This is a genomic window from Cellulomonas olei, from assembly GCF_039548315.1.
GTDB lineage: Bacteria > Actinomycetota > Actinomycetes > Actinomycetales > Cellulomonadaceae > Cellulomonas.
This window is the reverse complement of sequence record NZ_JBCLVN010000024.1, coordinates 14455-29687: the sequence shown is the minus strand read 5'-3', so window position 1 is coordinate 29687 and position 15233 is coordinate 14455. Positions and strand designations below refer to the sequence as shown.

Here is a 15233-nt window from a genome sequence, read left to right as displayed (position 1 = left end):
GGGGCTCACGCCCGGGCGGGCGGCGGGGCGTCGGGGGCGACGTCCGAGGCCCGTGCGGCGAGGTCGTGCAGCAGACGCTCGAGCGGTCCGCGGCCGAACGCCGCGCGCCACAGCCAGCACATCCCGGTGACGCCGACGAGGAACGCGAGCCACGTCGCCGCGTCCGGCTCCCACACGACGTCGTCGCCGAGCACCGCGATCGCGACGAGGTGCCCCGTGTACGCGGTCAGCGCGAGGGCGCCGGTCGCGGCGACGGGTGCGACAAGACGCGGTGCGGCGTCCGCGACGACGAGGCTCAGCGCGAGCACGGCGAGCGCCACGCCCGTGTTCGCGACCACCTCCAGCGGTGACGACGAGTGCGGCTCCGTGGTGACGAGGGCCGCCAGGGTGCCGTCGGGCGGGACCGCGCGCGTGAGGAGCGCCGACGCCCCGTGACCGACGACGGCGAGCGCGACGCCGGTGCCGAGCAGCCGGAGCCGGACGCGGGTCGAGCGCAGGTCCGTGCGGCCGACGGCGAGCCCGACGAGGACGTACGCGAACCAGACCACGGCGGGGTAGTACGTGCCGGTGACGATCTCGGTCCACGCGCGGCCGGGGAGCCGCTCGAGCGCCGGGTCGAGCGCGATCCGCAGCACCGGGCTGAGCGCCGCGACCACCGCCGCGGCGACGAGGAGCCGCCGGGGCGGGGTGCCGAGCAGCGGGACGGCGCAGGCGAACAGCACGGCGTACGTGGGGAGGATCACGGCCACCGGTGTGCCGAGCAGCTCGACGAGCACCCCGACCGCCAGCACGAGGAACGCCCGGACGAGCAGCCGGGTGCGCGCCTGGACGCGCCGGGTGCCCGTGACGGCCGCGTGCCCGCCGGACAGCAGCGCGACGGAGACGCCCGACAGCAGCACGAACAGTGCCGCGGGGCGGCCGTCCGCGACCTGGGCGAGCGACCAGGGCCACGGGTCCTGCGGTCCGCCGGGGCCGACGTGGGCGGTGACCATGCCGAGCACGGCGAGGCCGCGCGCCACGTCCACCCCGGCGATCCGCTGCATGCCGTCACGCTAGTGCGTGACGGCCTGTCTCGGACAGCGAGACGCCGCGTACCGCCCACTGGAACGGAGCCACCGCGCCGCCCTACAGTCGGCGGGTGACCGACACGCACCCGGCCGAGGTCTACACCCACGGCCACCACGACAGCGTGCTGCGCTCCCACCGGTGGCGCACCGCGGAGAACTCGGCGGCCTACCTGCTGCCCGCCCTGCGCCCGGGCCTGTCCCTGCTCGACGTGGGCTGCGGCCCCGGCAACCTCACCGTCGACCTCGCGTCGCGCGTCGCACCCGGCGCCGTCGTCGGCGTCGACCGCTCCGAGAAGGTCCTGGAGCTCGCGCGCGAGGAGGCCGCGTCCGCCGGCGCCACCACCGTGACGTTCCAGGAGGGCGACGCGTACGCGCTGCCGTTCGAGGACGGCACGTTCGACGTGACGCACGCCCACCAGGTGCTGCAGCACCTCGTCGACCCCGTGGCAGCGCTGCGGGAGCTGCGGCGGGTCACGAAGCCGGGCGGCGTGGTCGCGGTGCGCGACGCCGACTACTCGGGCATGACCTGGTACCCGCCGTCGCCGACCCTGGACGAGTGGTCCGCGCTGTACCACGAGGTCACGCAGGCCAACGGCGCCGAGGCGGACGCGGGTCGCCGCCTGCACTCCTGGGCGCTGGCCGCGGGCTACGACCCGGACTCCCTCGTCGTCACCGCGGGCGTCTGGTGCTACGCGTCCGCCGAGGACCGCGCCTGGTGGTCCGACCTGTGGGCCGACCGCTGCGTCCAGTCCGACTTCGGGCGGCAGGCCGTCGAGCACGCGCTGGCCGACGAGGTCGGGCTCGAGCAGCTCGCCGTCGGCTGGCGCGAGTGGGGCACCGCCCCCGACGGCTGGTTCGCCGTGCTGCACGGCGAGGTGCTCGCCCGGGTGTGACCGCCGCGCGCGGCTAGGGTGGGCCCGTGCGCATCGCGAGGTTCACCACGGGGGACGACCCCCGCTACGCCCTGGTCGAGGGCGAGCCCGGTCAGGAGCAGCTCGTCGTCATCACCGGCGACCCGATCTACACCCCGGTGCAGCCCACCGGCGAGCGCATCCCGCTCGGCGACGGCGTGCGGCTGCTGGCCCCGGTCATCCCGCGGTCCAAGATCGTCGGCGTCGGCCGCAACTACGTGGACCACGCCGCCGAGATGGGCAACGAGGTGCCGACGGCGCCGCTGCTGTTCCTCAAGCCGAACACCGCGGTGGTCGGCCCGGACGACCCGATCGTGCTGCCGGACTGGACCGAGGAGGTCTCGTACGAGGCCGAGCTCGCCGTCGTCATCGGCAAGGTCACCAAGGACGTCCGCCCCGAGCACGCCCTCAGCCGCGTGTTCGGCTACACCGTCGCCAACGACGTCACCGCCCGCGACGCCCAGCGCACCGACCCGCAGTGGACCCGCGCCAAGGGGTTCGACTCGTCCTGCCCGATCGGCCCCTGGGTCGTCCCGGGGCTCGACGTCGAGGACCTGGCCGTGCGGTCGCGCGTCAACGGCGAGGCCAAGCAGGACGGCCGCACCTCGCAGATGGTGTTCGACGTCGCCGCGCTGATCTCGTACATCTCCGAGGTCTTCACGCTGCTGCCCGGGGACATCATCCTCACCGGCACCCCGGCCGGCGTCGGGCTGCTGGCCGAGCGGGACGTCGTCGAGGTCGAGGTCGAGGAGATCGGCACGCTGCGCAACCCGGTGCTGCGCCGCTCCTGACGGCCGCGCGCCCGCCGGTCCGCCGGTCGGGAGCGCCTCGTGCCCTCGCTAGGGTGGAGGCCGTGAGTCCTGCTGCCCCCGGCTCCGCGCCCGTGCGCGTCCGCTTCTGCCCGTCCCCGACCGGTACGCCGCACGTCGGCCTGATCCGCACCGCGCTGTTCAACTGGGCGTACGCCCGGCACGTCGGCGGCACGTTCGTGTTCCGGATCGAGGACACCGACCCGGCGCGCGACTCCGAGGAGTCGTACCAGCAGCTGCTCGACGCGCTGCGCTGGCTCGGCCTGGACTGGGACGAGGGCGTCGAGGTCGGCGGCCCGCACGAGCCGTACCGGCAGTCGCAGCGCATGGACCTGTACGCGGACGTCGCGCGCCGGCTGGTCGAGGGCGGCTACGCCTACGAGTCGTTCACCACGCCGGAGGAGGTCGAGGCCCGGCACCGCGCCGCCGGCCGCGACCCGAAGCTCGGCTACGACGGCTACGACCGCGACCTCACCGACGAGCAGAGGGCCGCGTACCGCGCCGAGGGCCGCGAGCCCGTGCTGCGGCTGCGCATGCCCGACGAGGACGTGACGTTCACCGACCTCGTCCGCGGCGACGTCACGTTCAAGGCCGGCTCCGTGCCGGACTACGTGATCGTGCGCGGCAACGGCCACCCGCTGTACACGCTGGTCAACCCGATCGACGACGCGCTCATGGGCATCACCCACGTGCTGCGCGGCGAGGACCTGCTGTCCTCCACCCCGCGCCAGGTCGTGCTGTACCGCGCGCTGCTCGAGCTGGGCGTCGCCACCGTCATGCCGCAGTTCGGGCACCTGCCGTACGTCATGGGGGAGGGCAACAAGAAGCTCTCCAAGCGCGACCCCGAGTCGAACCTGTTCCTGCACCGGGAGCGCGGCTTCACGCCCGAGGGGCTGCTGAACTACCTCGCGCTGCTCGGCTGGTCCATCGGCCCGGACCGCGACATCTTCTCGGTCGCCGAGCTGGTCGAGGCGTTCGACGTCGCCGACGTGAACCCGAACCCGGCGCGGTTCGACCTCAAGAAGGCCGAGGCCATCAACGCCGAGCACGTCCGGCTGCTCGCCCCCGACGACTTCCGGGACCGCCTGGTGCCGTACCTGCACCGCGCAGGCCTGGTGCCCGCCGACTCCTACGCGGACCTGTCGCCGGAGCACCGGGCGCTGCTCGACGCCGGCGCCCCGCTCATCCAGACGCGCGTGACGCTGCTCGGCGAGGCCGTCGGGATGCTCGGGTTCCTGTTCGTCGCCGACGACGCGCTCGTGGTGGAGGAGGACGCCCGGGGCGCGCTCAAGGACACCGCCGCGCAAGTGCTCGACGCCGCCACGGAGGCGCTGTCCGCGCTGCCCGCCGACGGGTTCACCACCGAGGCCGTCCAGGAGGCCCTCCAGGCTGCGCTGGTGGACGGGCTGGGCATCAAGCCGCGGTTCGCGTTCACGCCGCTGCGGGTGGCCGTCTCGGGCCGCCGGGTGTCCCCGCCGCTGTTCGAGTCGCTGGAGATCCTGGGCCGCGCGTCGACGCTCGCGCGGGTCGCCGCGCTGCGCGCCACGCTGTGACGGCTCCCGCCCCCGGCCCCCTGGTCGACGGCGTCCTGTTCGACGTCGACGACACCCTCGTGGACACGCACGGGGCGTTCGCCGCGGCGCTCGCCGCCGTCGCGCGGGAGTGGCTGCCGGGCCTGGACCCCGCCCGCGACGCGGAGGTGCTCGCGCACTGGCGGGCCGACGCCCACGGGCGCTACCGGCAGTACACGCGCGGTGAGGTCAGCTACCGCGACCAGCGGAGGGGCCGCGCGAACGACCTGCACGCCGCCTTCGGCGGGCCGGCGCTCGACGACGCGGCCTACGACCGGTGGAACGCCCTGTTCGAGGAGCGGTTCACGGGGGCGTGGGCGGCGCACGAGGACGCCGCGGCGACCGTCCGGCGCCTGCTGGACGCCGGCATCCGGGTCGGGGCGCTCACCAACGCCGCGACCGAGTACCAGGTGCGCAAGCTCACCCGGGCGGGCCTGGCGCAGGACGTCCCGCTGCTGGTCGGCGTCGACACGCTCGGCTTCGGCAAGCCCGACCCCCGGGTGTTCGCCGAGGCGTGCCGCCGGCTCGGCACCGAGCCCGGGCGCACGGCGTACGTGGGGGACGAGCTGGACGTGGACGCCCGCGCCGCCGTGGCCGCCGGTCTGCGGGGGGTGTGGCTCGCCCGGCCCGGGCTCGGGGCGAAGCACGCGAACGCCACGGAGGCGCTGCCCGGGGACGTGGTCATCGGCACCCTCGAGGAGCTGCCGGGCGTGCTGGGGCTCTGAGCGCCGCCGGCCGGTTTGGAGCGCGCCCGTTCCTCCGGTAATGTTCTCGGTCGGCACAGCGTCCACGACGCCGTCCCTCCCACCTGCTCGTCCGGCGCCCCCGCGCACCGGCCGGCGCCGGCCCGGGAAGGCGGAAGAATGGCCGGGATCGCCATTGGGGTATGGTGTAATTGGCAGCACGAGTGATTCTGGTTCACTTAGTCTAGGTTCGAGTCCTGGTACCCCAGCAAGGTTTCCGAGAATGACCCGAGATCGGGTGGTTCGACGAGGCCGAGCAGGATGATGTAGAGTATGACCCGGTCACGCCGCTGCTGCGGTGGGATCGACTAGGCCCCCATCGTCTAGTGGCCTAGGACGCCGCCCTCTCACGGCGGTAACAGGGGTTCGAATCCCCTTGGGGGTACAGAAGAAGGGCCGGTCGCCCACGGGCGGCCGGCCTTTCGCCATTCCCCACGCCGCCTGCGACCCGGCCGCCTGCGATCCGCGTGGCCACGGACACCCCGTCGCATCCCGTACGGCCCACGCCGCCGTCCCGCCCGCCTCCGGCCGCCCAGCACCGCCCGAGGTCGTCAGCTCCACGTGACGACCTCAGCCGCACCTGACGACCTCGACCCGCCCGGGCTGCCGTGCCGTGCTGTGCCCCGCGAGGTCATCCCGCGAGGTCGGCAGTTCGGGTGCGAGGTCGGCAGTCCGAGGTGCCGATCTCGCCTGGGACTGCCGAACTCGCGTGCGCGGGCGCCGGCGCACGGCGCCGCGCCGCGCCGGCGTCACTCCGCCGTGCGGCGCAGGACCTCCGTGAGGCGGTTCGCGGCGGAGACCACCGCTGCGGCGTGCAGGCGGCCGGGCTGGCGCGAGAGACGCTCGACGGGGCCGGAGATCGACACGGCCGCGACGACCCGGCCGGACTGCCCGCGCACCGGGGCGCTGACGCTCGCGACGCCGACCTCGCGCTCGGACACCGACTGCGCCCAGCCGCGGCGGCGGACGCCGGACAGGATCGTCGCGGTGAACTTGGCGCCCTGGAGGCCGCGGTGCAGCCGGTCGGGCTCCTCCCACGCGAGCAGGATCTGGGCGGCGGAGCCGGCGGACATCGTGAGGGTCGCGCCGACGGGGATGGAGTCCCGCAGGCCGATGGGACGCTCGGCGGCGGCCACGCAGATGCGCTGGTCGCCCTGCCGGCGGTAGAGCTGCGCGCTCTCCCCGGTGTGGTCGCGCAGCGCGGCGAGCACCGGGCCGGCCGCGGCGAGCAGCCGGTCCTCGCCGGCGGCGCTGGCGAGCTCGGTCAGCCGCGGCCCCAGGACGAACCTGCCCTGCATGTCGCGCCCCACCAGGCGGTGGTGCTCGAGCGCAACGGCCAGACGGTGGGCCGTCGGACGGGCAAGATGGGTGGCGTTGACCAGCTGCGCGAGGGTGGCGGGTCCGGCCTCGAGGGCGTTGAGGACCGAGGCGGCCTTGTCCAGCACGCCGACTCCGCTAGAGTTGTCCATAGGTCGATATTGGCGTCTCGCTGGCTGAGACGCAAGTGCGACACGGAGAACGGACCCGCGGCGGCCCCCCGCCCGGGCGGACGAGAGGACGGCGACATGGCCGGCACACTGGCGGAGAAGGTGTGGGAGAACCACATCGTGCGGCGCGGCACCGACGGCGCGCCGGACCTGCTCTACATCGACCTGCACCTGGTGCACGAGGTCACCAGCCCGCAGGCGTTCGAGGGCCTGCGGCTCGCCGGCCGGAAGGTCCGCCGCCCGGACCTCACCCTCGCCACCGAGGACCACAACACCCCGACGCTCGACATCGACCTGCCGATCGCCGACCTCACCTCGCGCACGCAGATCGACACGCTGCGCAGCAACGCGAAGGAGTTCGGCGTCCGGCTGCACTCCCTCGGCGACGCGGACCAGGGGATCGTGCACCAGGTCGGCCCGCAGCTCGGCCTGACCATGCCGGGCCTCACCGTCGTGTGCGGCGACTCCCACACGTCGACGCACGGGGCCTTCGGGGCCCTGGCGTTCGGCATCGGCACCTCCGAGGTCGAGCACGTGCTCGCCACCCAGACGCTGCCGCTGGCGCCCTTCAAGACGATGGCGATCACCGTCAACGGCTCCCTGCCGCTCGGCGCCACCGCGAAGGACATCATCCTGGCGGTCATCGCGAAGATCGGGACCGGCGGCGGCCAGGGCTACGTCCTGGAGTACCGCGGCGAGGCCATCCGGAGCCTGTCGATGGAGGGCCGGATGACGATCTGCAACATGTCGATCGAGGCCGGTGCGCGCGCGGGCATGATCGCCCCCGACCGGACCACGTTCGAGTACCTGAAGGGCCGCCCGCACGCCCCCACCGGCGCCGACTGGGACGCCGCCGTCGCGTACTGGGAGACGCTGCGCTCCGACGACGACGCGGTGTTCGACGCCGAGGTCGTCATCGAGGCCGCGGACCTCGAGCCGTTCGTCACCTGGGGCACCAACCCGGGCCAGGGCCTCCCGCTGTCCGGGTCGGTCCCGGTGCCCGAGCAGATCGCGGACGCCAACGAGCGCGTCGCCGCCGAGCGCGCCATCGAGTACATGGGCCTGACGCCCGGCCAGCCGCTGCGCGAGATCGCCGTCGACACGGTGTTCATCGGCTCCTGCACCAACGGCCGCATCGAGGACCTGCGCGCGGCCGCGAAGATCGTGCGCGGGAAGAAGAAGGCCGACTCGGTGCGCGTCCTGGTCGTCCCGTCCTCCGCCCGGGTGCGGCTGCAGGCCGAGGCCGAGGGGCTCGACAGGATCTTCCTCGACTTCGGCGCGGAGTGGCGCAACGCCGGCTGCTCGATGTGCCTGGGCATGAACCCCGACCAGCTCGCGCCGGGGGAGCGGTCCGCGTCGACGTCGAACCGCAACTTCGAGGGCCGGCAGGGCAAGGGCGGCCGGACGCACCTGGTGTCGCCGCTGGTCGCCGCCGCGACCGCCATCCGCGGCACGCTCTCGTCTGTCTCCGACCTCGGCCCCGACGTCGCGGTGCCGGACGGCTCGCCGCTGGACCTCCAGCCGGCCTGAGCCCCGCCGCCCCGACGCCCCCCCACGACCCCAGGATCGAGAACCCTCATGGAGAAGTTCACCCAGCACACCGGCGTCGGCGTCCCGCTGCGCCGCAGCAACGTCGACACCGACCAGATCATCCCGGCCGTCTACCTCAAGCGGGTGACCCGCACGGGGTTCGAGGACGCGCTGTTCGCCGCGTGGCGGAACGACCCGGAGTTCCTGCTCAACCAGGACGCGTACAAGGCGGGCTCGGTGCTGGTCGCCGGCCCCGACTTCGGCACCGGGTCCTCCCGCGAGCACGCCGTGTGGGCGCTGAAGGACTACGGCTTCCGGGTCGTCCTGTCCGCCCGGTTCGCCGACATCTTCCGCGGCAACTCCGGCAAGCAGGGGCTGCTCGCGGCCCAGGTCGCGCAGGAGGACATCGAGCTGATCTGGAAGATCCTCGAGACCAAGCCGGGCACCGAGGTGACCGTGGACCTCGGCACCCGCACCGTCACGTGCGACGACGTCGTGGTGCCGTTCCAGGTGGACGACTACACGCGCTGGCGCCTCATGGAGGGCCTGGACGACATCGGCCTCACGCTGCAGCACGAGGGCGAGATCACGGCGTTCGAGGCCACCCGGGACGCCTGGCGGCCGAAGACGCTGCCGGCCAAGCACCTGCCCCCGGTCGAGATCAAGGCCGCCCGCCCGGTCGAGGTCGCGATCGGCCGCCGCCCCGGCCTCTGACCCTCCCGCCCCGCCCGCACGCACCCGCACCCCACCCGGACCCCACCCGCTGAGTTCGGCAGTCCCAGGCGAGGTCGGCACCTGGAGCTGCCGCCCTCGCGCCCGGACTGCCGAACTCGCGGGAACGGCGCGGGCGGGTGGGTTGTGGAGGTTTGGGGTACGGGGACGGGCCTGCGCGGCGCGGGGGCGTGATCGCGCGCCGGCGTGCGTCACCATGGGGGGATGACCGATCTGCTGTACGTCCACGGCGGCACGCCCCTGTCGGGCGAGATCACCGTCCGGGGCGCCAAGAACTTCGTCTCGAAGGCGATGGTCGCCTCGCTGCTCGGGGAGACGCCGAGCGAGCTGCGCAACGTCCCGCAGATCCGCGACGTCGCCGTCGTGACCGGCCTGCTGGAGCTGCACGGCGTGCGGGTCGGCGCGGACGCCGAGGCCGGCGTGCTGCGGCTCGACCCGACGGACGTGGAGTCCGCGCACGTCGCCGACATCGACGCGCACGCGGGCTCCAGCCGCATCCCGATCCTGTTCTGCGGGCCGCTGCTGCACCGCCTCGGCGAGGCGTTCATCCCGGACCTGGGCGGCTGCCGGATCGGCGACCGGCCGATCAACTACCACCTCGACATCCTGCGCCAGTTCGGGGCCGTGGTGGACAAGCGCGACAACGGCATCCACATCCGCGCTCCGCGCCGCCTCCAGGGCACCAAGATCACGCTGCCGTACCCCAGCGTCGGGGCCACCGAGCAGCTGCTGCTGACCGCCGTGCGCGCCGAGGGCATCACCGAGCTGACGAACGCCGCCATCGAGCCCGAGATCATGGACCTCATCAACGTCCTGCAGAAGATGGGCGCGATCATCTCGGTCGACACGGACCGGGTCATCCGGATCGAGGGCGTCGACCGGCTCGTCGGGTTCCGGCACACCGCGCTCGCGGACCGGATCGAGGCCGCGTCCTGGGCCTCGGCGGCGCTCGCCACGGGTGGCGACATCCTGGTCCGCGGCGCCACCCAGCCCGAGATGACCACGTTCCTCAACACGTTCCGCAAGGTCGGCGGCGAGTTCACGGTCGACGACGACGGCATCCGGTTCTTCCACCCCGGCGGCGACCTGTCCTCGATCGTGCTCGAGACCGACGTCCACCCCGGCTTCATGACCGACTGGCAGCAGCCGCTGGTCGTCGCGCTGACGCAGGCCAAGGGCCTGTCGATCGTGCACGAGACCGTGTACGAGAACCGGTTCGGGTTCACGGACGCGCTGCGGGGCATGGGCGCGACGATCCAGGTCTACAAGGAGTGCCTGGGCGGCCGGCCGTGCCGGTTCGGGCAGCGCAACTTCTACCACTCGGCCGTCGTCTCGGGTCCGACGCCGCTGGCCGCCGCGGACATCGAGGTGCCGGACCTGCGGGGCGGGTTCAGCCACCTGATCGCGGCGCTGGCCGCCAAGGGCACGTCGGCGGTGCGCGGCATCAGCCTGATCGACCGGGGCTACGAGCGCTTCACGGACAAGCTCGCGGCGCTCGGTGCGGAGTTCGACCGGGGCTGACGCCCGGACGGCTCAGCTCCGCGGCCGGCTCAGCTCCGCGTCCGGTCGCGGAACTCGTGCGGGCTGTGCGCCTGCGTCCCGGACACCTGCGCGACGATCTCGCCGGCGACGTCCCGCATCTTGCTGTTCCGGTGCTGCGACGCCCGCCGCAGGATCGCGAACGCCTCCTCCGGGCCGCAGCGGTTCTGCGCCATCACCACGCCGAGGGCCTGGTCGATGACCGCGCGCGACGCCATCGCCTGGCGCAGGTCGGTGTTGAGGCGGGCCTGCTCCTCGGCGCGCGCGGCGACCACCACGGCCCGCGCGGCGTCGTCGGCGAGGCGCGCGACGTCGTCCAGGACGTCCTCGTCCCACTCGCCGGGCGTGGTCCGGTACAGGTCGATCGCGAGCTCGAGCGCGCTGCGGGGCACGACGGTCGCCGGGAGCGCGGCCGCGGCGAGGAAGCCCACGCGCACCGTCTCGGCGCGCCACGCCGGCCACCGCTGCTCCCCGGCGACGTCCGGGACGGTGATGCGCCGCCCGACGCGCGCGGCCTCCAGGCACGGGCCGTCGCCCGCGGCCTGCTCCGCCCGGTCGCACGCCGCCGCACGCTCGTCGGCGGCCGCGGCCACGGTCGACTGCCCCTCGAGCCGCACGGTGATCGCGGCGGACGACCCGGGGCCGCCGCGGTCCGCCGCGCGCCGCACGATCGCGTCGAGCAGCGCGTCCACCGGGACCGTGGCGACGAGCAGGCCGTGGAGCTCGTCGAGGATCCCGGTCCGCCACGCCTCGGCGTCCGCGGCCGGGGCGTGCGCGAGCGACCCGCCGGGCGTCGGGACGGTCGGCTCGGCCACCGTCACTCGCCGTCCGGCTCGTCCCCGCCCGTCCGGCCGGGTTCTGCCTCGTAGGCGGCCTCGGGTCCGTCGCCCTCCGAGCCGGGGGTGCTCGCCTCGGCCACGTCGTCGGGGTCCCCGTCGGGCAGCACGCCCTCGGGGCGGTCCGTCGGCTGGTCGCTCACGTCGGTCCTCCTCGGGTGCGGGTGCCTCACATGCTGCTGCGTGCGGCGGGTCCCCGCATCTCGGGACGGCCCCCGGCGGGCGGCAGGATCCGCAGCGCGACGCCCGCGTTGTCGCAGCGCCGGCGCAGGCGCGCCAGGTGCAGGGCGGCGACCGGGCCGAGCCGGCGCAGGTGCGACGCGTCGACGACGAGCATGCCGCGGGGCGGCACGGCCCGCAGGGCGTCCGCGAACCCGGCGACGAGCGCCGGCGCGGTCGCGGCGTCGGCCTCCCCGTCGAGCGCCACGAGCACGGACCGGCCGTCCAGGCGGTGCCGCACGACCAGGGGCGCCGGCGCGTCGGCCGTGCGTCCCGCGCCGTCGGAGTGCGCGCCCGCGTCGACGAGGCTCGCGAGGGCGCCGTCCAGCAGGTCCCGCGGGTCGGTGTCGCGCCGGCGGCCGGGCAGCGCGCTGAGCATCCGCTCCGCCACGGTGCGCACCTTGACGTTCAGGTGCTCGGAGTGCCACCGCAGCAGCTCGAACGCCGCCGGGCCGTCGAGCCCGTAGGCGAGCATCGCGGCGCCCTTGGCCTGGTCGATGACCTCGCGCGACGCGATCGCGGCGGTGAGCATCTCGTCCGCCCGCCGCGCGGCGGTCGCGCCGATCTCGGCGCCCAGGTCGACGAGCAGGCCCAGCAGCTGGAGGCCGCGTCCCTCGCCGGCGGGCGGGCACTCCACCGCGGGCGAGCCGTCGACGCGGGAGTCGGCCCGGACCCCGGCTGCGGCCCGGTGCTCCGCGGGTGCCGCGGACCCGTCGGTCCGCGTCCCGCCGGCCGCGGGGCGGGACCCGCGCGCGTGCCGCTCGTCCAGACCGGGCGCCAGCACCGCCAGCACCACGCGCTCCGTGCCCGACGCGTCGACGAGGCGGTACCGGACGCTGCGTCCCTCGCCGGGCGCGGGGGGCGCGGCGCGCAGCACCGCCTCCAGGGCGGGGCGGTCGTCGCGGTGGCAGTGCGCCAGCATCAGCGACGTCGACGGGACCACGTCGCCCGGTTCGAACCCGTGGAGGCGGAAGACGGGCTCGGACCAGACGAGGGCGTCGTCGCCGAGCAGGTGGAAGGTGCCGGGTGCCGTGGTGGTGCGGCGCTCCGCGGGGGACGAGGCGCGGGTGGTGAGGGACATGCGTGCTCCGGAGCCGGGGCGCGACGTGCGTGAGGGCGCGACGCGCTGGTGTCCCGTGCGGCTCGCTTCGTCCCAACGACGCCCGGGCGCCCCGCGGCTCGGCCGCGAGGACGGTCCGATAGTGCCAAATGCGCCCGCCGATCGCACGCCGACGCTCCTGCCAGCGGTTGCGCGGTTCCCGGGCGGGCCTACGCTGTGCCGCCGCGTCGGCCACCCGGAGGGGCGCGTGCGGCCGCCCGGGTAGCATCGGCTCCCGTGCACCCGCCCCGCGCCAACCGCGCCTACCGCAACGTCGCCCGTGTGCTGCGACCCGTGCTGTACGCGATCACGCGTCGCGACTGGCGCGGTGCCGAGCACCTCCCGGCGGGCGGGTTCATCGCCGCGGGCAACCACATGACGAACGTCGACCCGGTCACCTTCGCGCACTTCCTGTACGACAACGGGGTCGCGCCGAAGATCCTCGCCAAGTCGTCGCTGTTCTCGGTGCCGGTGGGGGGCTGGGTGCTGCGGACCAGCGGCCAGATCCCGGTGTACCGGAACACCTCCCAGGCCGGCGACTCCCTGCGGGCCGCCGAGCAGGCGCTGCGGGCGGGGGAGTGCGTCGCGGTCTTCCCCGAGGGCACGCTCACGCGCGACCCGGACCTGTGGCCGATGGTGGCGAAGACCGGCGTCGCCCGCCTCGCGCTGACGACCCGCGTCCCCGTCGTGCCGATCGCGCAGTGGGGGCCGCAGCTGCTGCTCGGCCGCTACGCGAAGGTGTTCAAGCCGATCCCCCCGAAGCGCGTGACCGTGCTGGCCGGACCGCCCGTCGACCTCGCTGACCTGTACGACCGCCCGCTGGACGCCGCGACGCTGCGCGAGGCGACCGCCCGGGTGATGGCGGCGATCACCGCGCTGCTGGCCGACGTGCGCGGCGAGACGCCCCCCGAGCGGCCGTACGACATGCGCCGCGCCGGGGGCGGTGCCGGGGCGGCCGGGCCTGCCGCCCCCACGGCGGACGGGGCCGCGTGACGCGCGCTGCCGTCCTCGGCGCCGGTGCGTGGGGCACGACGTTCGCGGCCGTGCTCGCCGACGCGGGCTGCGACGTCACCGTCTGGGGGCGCGACGCCGCCGTGTGCGCCGAGATCGCCGGGTCGCGCCGCAACGAGCGGTACCTGCCGGGGGTCGACCTGCCCGCGCGCGTGACGGCCGACCCGGACCCGGTCGCCGCGGTGGCGGGCGCGGACGTCGTCGCCGTCGCGGTGCCGTCGCAGTCCGCCCGGGCGACGCTCGCCCCGCTGGCCGGCCGGCTCGACCCGGGCGCCGTCGCGGTCTCCCTCATGAAGGGGGTCGAGCTCGCGACGGACCGTCGGATGAGCGAGGTCGTGGCCGAGGCTCTCGACCTGGAGCCGGCCCGGGTGGCGGTGCTGTCGGGCCCGAACCTCGCCTCGGAGATCGCCGCCCGCCAGCCGACGGCCACCGTCGTCGCGTCGTCGGACGCCGGCACCGCCGAGCGCGTCGCCGCCGCGTGCGCGTCCGGGTACTTCCGGCCCTACACCAACGACGACGTGGTGGGCGTCGAGCTGTGCGGGGCCGTGAAGAACGTCATCGCGCTCGCGGTCGGGATCTCCCAGGGCCGCGGCCTGGGCTACAACACGATGGCGACCGTCATCACGCGCGGCCTCGTGGAGATCACGCGTCTCGGCCTGGCGCTCGGTGCGAGGGCGGAGACGTTCCCCGGCCTCGCGGGCATGGGTGACCTCATGGCGACGTGCGCGTCGCCGGACTCCCGCAACCACCGCCTGGGCCTGCGCATCGGCCAGGGGATGACGCTCGACGAGGCGGTCACGGCCACCGGCGGCACCGCGGAGGGCGTGAAGTCCTCGCGCTCGGTGCTGGACCTCGCGGAGCGCGCGGGCGTCGAGATGCCGATCACCGCCGCTGTCGTGCAGGTGCTGCACGAGGGCCTGCCGGTGGACGCGCTGGCGCCGCTGCTGCTGGGGCGCCCGCGCAAGGCGGAGGGCCTCTAGGCCGCGCGGCGGCGGGCGCCCCTCAGCCGCGCCCGGTGCCGACGACGGGCTCCTGCGGCTGCACGACCGCCGCGACCAGCGCCTCGATCGCGAACTCGCTGGTCCGCGCCAGCTCCACGTCGTCGCGGGCCAGCAGCCACTGCACCTGGAGCCCGTCCATGACCGCGAGGATGGCGGCGGCGGCACGGCCGACCGTGTCGGGCTCGGTCACGCCGCGCTCGGCGCAGACCTCCCGGAACGCGTCGGCGATCTCGGCGCGCAGCGTGCGGTAGCGCTCCTCGAAGTACGCGCGCGCGGGGTGGTCGTCGGTCACGGACTCGGCGGACAGCACCGCGTAGGCCTGGACGATGCCGGGCCGCTCCTCGTTGGCGAACGCGGTCCGCACGAGGTGGCGGAACAGCTCGATGCCGCCGGGGATGTGCTGCTCGGCGAGCCCCTCGACGTCGGACTGGTCGCGGAAGCGCAGCACCTCGACGAGGAGCTGGTCCTTGGACCCGAAGTGGTGGAGGATCCCCGCGTGCGTCATGCCGACCTGCTCGGCGATCTCCGTGAGCGGGCCGTTGTTGTAGCCCTTGCTGCCGAACGTCGTCATGGCGGCGGTCAGGATGCGCCGCCGGCGCTCCAGGGTCTCCGGGCGCGGCCGGACGGGCCGCTTCGCCGAGCTCATGGCTGTCTCACTTCCTCTGCCGCCGCGCCCGC

15 protein-coding genes and 2 tRNA genes are annotated in these 15233 nt (G+C 74.9%); 11 read left to right on the top strand and 6 right to left on the bottom strand.

The window, feature by feature from the left end:
* Positions 1-5 precede the first annotated feature (5 nt).
* A complete protein-coding gene (locus AAHH18_RS09050; RefSeq protein WP_343301387.1) occupies positions 6-1043 on the bottom strand; it encodes a heparan-alpha-glucosaminide N-acetyltransferase domain-containing protein in 1038 nt (345 codons plus the stop codon).
* A 95-nt stretch (positions 1044-1138) separates the two neighbouring features.
* On the opposite strand from AAHH18_RS09050, the gene AAHH18_RS09045 reads away from it, so the two are divergent.
* The 6 genes from AAHH18_RS09045 (at position 1139) to AAHH18_RS09020 (ending at position 5486) form a co-directional block, all read left to right on the top strand.
* Positions 1139-1960 carry a methyltransferase domain-containing protein gene (locus tag AAHH18_RS09045; RefSeq protein WP_283320942.1) on the top strand — a complete coding sequence of 274 codons (822 nt, stop codon included), beginning with the start codon at positions 1139-1141 and terminating at the stop codon, positions 1958-1960.
* 26 nt (positions 1961-1986) lie between these two features.
* Positions 1987-2769, top strand: coding sequence for a fumarylacetoacetate hydrolase family protein (locus AAHH18_RS09040; protein WP_283320941.1), 783 nt, complete (start codon positions 1987-1989; stop codon positions 2767-2769).
* Positions 2770-2822: 53 nt separating this feature from the next.
* Entirely contained in the window at positions 2823-4340 is a 1518-nt protein-coding gene (gene gltX, locus AAHH18_RS09035) for a glutamate--tRNA ligase (protein ID WP_343301386.1), read from the top strand.
* A complete protein-coding gene (locus AAHH18_RS09030; protein WP_343301385.1) occupies positions 4337-5083 on the top strand; it encodes an HAD family hydrolase in 747 nt (248 codons plus the stop codon). Before gltX ends, AAHH18_RS09030 begins: the two co-directional genes overlap by 4 nt.
* 155 nt (positions 5084-5238) lie before the next feature.
* A tRNA-Gln gene (locus AAHH18_RS09025) sits at positions 5239-5310 on the top strand.
* Positions 5311-5413: 103 nt separating this feature from the next.
* Positions 5414-5486: transfer RNA gene (locus tag AAHH18_RS09020), tRNA-Glu, on the top strand.
* 364 nt (positions 5487-5850) lie between these two features.
* Here the strand turns inward: AAHH18_RS09020 and AAHH18_RS09015 are convergent.
* The gene (locus AAHH18_RS09015; protein WP_146836102.1) at positions 5851-6570 is read right to left on the bottom strand and encodes an IclR family transcriptional regulator; all 720 of its coding nucleotides are present in this window, start codon (positions 6568-6570) and stop codon (positions 5851-5853) included.
* A gap of 96 nt (positions 6571-6666) precedes the next feature.
* On the opposite strand from AAHH18_RS09015, the gene leuC reads away from it, so the two are divergent.
* From leuC to murA, 3 genes are all read left to right on the top strand, one after another.
* Positions 6667-8118 (top strand): 3-isopropylmalate dehydratase large subunit, encoded by a 1452-nt coding sequence (gene leuC / locus AAHH18_RS09010; RefSeq protein WP_283320938.1) that lies wholly within the window; start codon positions 6667-6669, stop codon positions 8116-8118.
* Between the two features lie 48 nt (positions 8119-8166).
* Entirely contained in the window at positions 8167-8832 is a 666-nt protein-coding gene (leuD, locus tag AAHH18_RS09005; protein ID WP_283320937.1) for a 3-isopropylmalate dehydratase small subunit, read from the top strand.
* A 222-nt stretch (positions 8833-9054) separates the two neighbouring features.
* Positions 9055-10371 (top strand): UDP-N-acetylglucosamine 1-carboxyvinyltransferase, encoded by a 1317-nt coding sequence (gene murA / locus AAHH18_RS09000; RefSeq protein WP_283320936.1) that lies wholly within the window; start codon positions 9055-9057, stop codon positions 10369-10371.
* A gap of 29 nt (positions 10372-10400) precedes the next feature.
* On the opposite strand, the gene AAHH18_RS08995 is transcribed toward murA, so the two are convergent.
* The 3 genes from AAHH18_RS08995 to AAHH18_RS08985 are packed head-to-tail and all read right to left on the bottom strand — an operon-like array spanning position 10401 to position 12525.
* Positions 10401-11204 (bottom strand): GAF and ANTAR domain-containing protein, encoded by an 804-nt coding sequence (locus AAHH18_RS08995; RefSeq protein WP_343301384.1) that lies wholly within the window; start codon positions 11202-11204, stop codon positions 10401-10403.
* Between the two features lie 2 nt (positions 11205-11206).
* Positions 11207-11368: a hypothetical protein gene (locus tag AAHH18_RS08990; RefSeq protein ID WP_343301383.1), complete on the bottom strand. Its 162-nt coding sequence runs from the start codon at positions 11366-11368 to the stop codon at positions 11207-11209.
* A gap of 26 nt (positions 11369-11394) precedes the next feature.
* The gene (locus AAHH18_RS08985) at positions 11395-12525 is read right to left on the bottom strand and encodes an ANTAR domain-containing protein (protein WP_343301382.1); all 1131 of its coding nucleotides are present in this window, start codon (positions 12523-12525) and stop codon (positions 11395-11397) included.
* Between the two features lie 255 nt (positions 12526-12780).
* Here AAHH18_RS08985 and AAHH18_RS08980 point away from each other — a divergent pair, with 255 nt between their 5' ends.
* On the top strand, positions 12781-13536 hold the full coding sequence (locus tag AAHH18_RS08980; protein ID WP_343301381.1) for a lysophospholipid acyltransferase family protein: 756 nt from the start codon (positions 12781-12783) through the stop codon (positions 13534-13536).
* The gene (locus AAHH18_RS08975) at positions 13533-14534 is read left to right on the top strand and encodes an NAD(P)H-dependent glycerol-3-phosphate dehydrogenase (protein WP_283320931.1); all 1002 of its coding nucleotides are present in this window, start codon (positions 13533-13535) and stop codon (positions 14532-14534) included. The genes AAHH18_RS08980 and AAHH18_RS08975 overlap by 4 nt, the downstream gene beginning before the upstream one ends.
* A 22-nt stretch (positions 14535-14556) precedes the next feature.
* Here AAHH18_RS08975 and AAHH18_RS08970 read toward each other — a convergent pair whose 3' ends face one another.
* Complete coding sequence (locus AAHH18_RS08970; RefSeq protein ID WP_283320928.1) at positions 14557-15201, bottom strand: TetR/AcrR family transcriptional regulator; 645 nt, start codon at positions 15199-15201, stop codon at positions 14557-14559.
* Positions 15202-15233: the final 32 nt, after the last annotated feature.

Bases quoted from the DNA above. Each gene is read 5' to 3' on its own strand.
- AAHH18_RS09050 (WP_343301387.1), bottom strand. From the start codon at position 1,043: ATGCAGCGGATCGCCGGGGTGGACGTGGCGCGCGGCCTCGCCGTGCTC.
- AAHH18_RS09015 (WP_146836102.1), bottom strand. From the start codon at position 6,570: ATGGACAACTCTAGCGGAGTCGGCGTGCTGGACAAGGCCGCCTCGGTC.
- leuC (WP_283320938.1), top strand. From the start codon at position 6,667: ATGGCCGGCACACTGGCGGAGAAGGTGTGGGAGAACCACATCGTGCGG.
- leuD (WP_283320937.1), top strand. From the start codon at position 8,167: ATGGAGAAGTTCACCCAGCACACCGGCGTCGGCGTCCCGCTGCGCCGC.
- murA (WP_283320936.1), top strand. From the start codon at position 9,055: ATGACCGATCTGCTGTACGTCCACGGCGGCACGCCCCTGTCGGGCGAG.
- AAHH18_RS08985 (WP_343301382.1), bottom strand. From the start codon at position 12,525: ATGTCCCTCACCACCCGCGCCTCGTCCCCCGCGGAGCGCCGCACCACC.
- AAHH18_RS08970 (WP_283320928.1), bottom strand. From the start codon at position 15,201: ATGAGCTCGGCGAAGCGGCCCGTCCGGCCGCGCCCGGAGACCCTGGAG.